This is a genomic window from Arsukibacterium sp. (genome assembly GCF_033721375.1).
In the GTDB taxonomy this organism is placed as follows: domain Bacteria; phylum Pseudomonadota; class Gammaproteobacteria; order Enterobacterales; family Alteromonadaceae; genus Alishewanella.
On sequence record NZ_JAWWAP010000022.1, the window covers coordinates 1 to 2304 of the forward strand.

Annotated in this window: 2 protein-coding genes; both read left to right on the top strand. The window is 49.1% G+C overall.

From position 1 onward, the window contains the following. Positions 1 to 97 precede the first annotated feature (97 nt). Positions 98 to 937, top strand: coding sequence for a site-specific integrase (locus R3187_RS18760; protein ID WP_318968560.1), 840 nt, complete (start codon positions 98 to 100; stop codon positions 935 to 937). After that, complete coding sequence (locus tag R3187_RS18765) at positions 934 to 2022, top strand: IS91 family transposase (RefSeq protein WP_318968561.1); 1089 nt, start codon at positions 934 to 936, stop codon at positions 2020 to 2022. Before R3187_RS18760 ends, R3187_RS18765 begins: the two co-directional genes overlap by 4 nt. The last annotated feature ends 282 nt before the right edge of the window (positions 2023 to 2304 follow it).

Here is a 2304-nt window from a genome sequence, read left to right on the forward strand (position 1 = left end):
AAGCGTTGAACTAAGCCGCTGCGCGGAGCCTTAGCAACCACCTATTATTGAACCACACTTACTCCGGGAATGTTCCCAACAGAACCGGAGAATCATCATGACCCCGTTACGCCAGGCAATGATCGACGAATGTCGGTTGCGTGGTCTTGCCAAAAGAACTGAAGAAACCTATCTGTATGCGGTTGAGCAGTTAAGCCGTCACTACCACCAACGTCCGGATACCATTACTGAAGCGCAGTTAGATCTGTATTTCAGGTATCTGACGTTAGAGAAGCAGTTGGCACGCAGTACTATTCATATTCAACTCAATGGGATTTGTTTCTTCTTTAAAGCGGTATTGCACAAGGAGGTAACTATCACTAAGCCGCTATCAAGGCGGCCGGTCAAAGCGCCGGTGATATTAAAACCCGCCGAAGTACAACTTGTTATTTCACTGTGCCCTGAGAGAAAACAGCGTTTTATGCTAATGACTTACTATGGCACGGGCTTGCGATTAATGGAGCTTATCCATACCAAAGTCGCCGATATAGATGGTCAGAGAAGCACCCTTAAAGTAGTAGCAGGTAAAGGCAATAAAGACCGGTATGTCGTGCTGGCACCGGCAGTGCTTAACTTGCTTCGTGAGTACTGGCAGTTATACCGGCCACATGACTATCTGTTTTATTCTGGCCGGGGAATGGATAAACCGATGTCCAGCAGTTGTATTACCAAGCCATTTAAAGACGCAGTGCGCTCAGCAGGTGTACCGAGTGGATGTAGCCTTCACAGTTTACGCCATGCTTATGCCACGCATCAGTTGATTGCGGGGATGCCGTTGTATGAATTGCAAAACCAGCTGGGCCATACTGACATTAAAACCACTCAACGCTATTTACACTGGTTGCCGGAGATGGGTAGTGGTGCCCGTGATTTACTGGCGGGTTGGGTTGTATCATGAGTCTGCATCTGAGTGATGTTCTGGCGCAGTTTTTACCGGAGTATAAGCAACATCATGCGCTGACCTGGCAGCAACAAGCGGCCTGTAAACACATTATGCAATGTCGTACCGCAGCCTTAGGACAGCAGCTATGGCAGTGTGATAACTGCCAGCAGCAACAAATGGTGTATTGCTCATGCCGTGACAGACATTGCCCACGGTGTCAGGGACAACGTACCCGTGATTGGATAGAAGCGCAGGCCGCCAATCTGGTACAGGTAAAGTACTTCCATCTGGTGTTTACGCTACCGCATGAACTGAATGTCATCAGCCATTATGCGCCGGAAAAGCTCTACAAAAGCCTGTTTAATGCGGTATGGCAAACGCTGAGTAAGTTCGCAAGACAGCACCTGAAAACGAGCGGAGAGCTGGGGTTGACGGCGGTACTGCATACCTGGGGCCAAACGCTAACACAGCACATCCACCTCCACTGTTTAATCCCCGGCGGGATGTTAAGTCAGGCGGAGCGCTGGCAGGTCATTGATAAAGGCTATTTGTTCCCGGTGAAGGCGCTATCCACGGTGTTCCGGGCGAAGATGTTGCAAGCACTACGGGATGAGCAACTGAGCATCCCGGACAAAGACGCACTGTTGGCAAAACCCTGGACAGTATTTAGCAAAGCCTGCTTGTGTAAACCTGAGACTGTATTGCGTTATCTGGGCCGCTATACCCGCAAAGGTGTGATGCATGAAAGCCGCTTACAACGCATCAGTGCAGAGGGTGTCAGCTTTAACTACCGGGACTATCAGGATGGCAACAAGCGCAAGGTGATGACGCTCAATGGTGGTGAGTTTATCCGGCGCTACCTGAGCCATGTATTGCCCAAAGGCTTTATGCGGATCCGGCACTATGGCTTGCTGGCCAACCGCTGCCGCAAGCGAAAGCTGGCAATAATCCGGCAGCAAGAAACGCCGCGTAAATCTAAAGTTGAAGCAACAACTACAGAGAAGGAAACACCTTGCTGGCATTGCCCGCATTGTCAGATAGGGTTATTGCATCTGGCGTCAGTGTTAGTAGCGCGGCTTCAGGGACAACCTGACGGCTGAACCTGAGGGATGTAGGGTGAACGAAGACTGGCCGGAAACGGCTGGAGGGTCGGTATTGCCTGAGTATTTTAAACTGTTAAAGATACAGATGAATGACACAATGAAGAGCACTCAAAAAAGCATCAAAACGCATCACCACCATACACAATCCTGTAAATTAATTGTTCCCTAAAAATACAAATTCCATTAGCATCAGTTATACCAAAAATTAAGTGAACCGGGCCGTTCAACAGGAGTTTATCCGTCTCTGAACAACGTGCCGGATAAAACACTAAAGCGTTA

Coding starts and splice junctions, on each gene's coding strand:
- R3187_RS18760 (WP_318968560.1), top strand. CDS start 98: ATGACCCCGTTACGCCAGGCAATGATCGACGAATGTCGGTTGCGTGGT.
- R3187_RS18765 (WP_318968561.1), top strand. CDS start 934: ATGAGTCTGCATCTGAGTGATGTTCTGGCGCAGTTTTTACCGGAGTAT.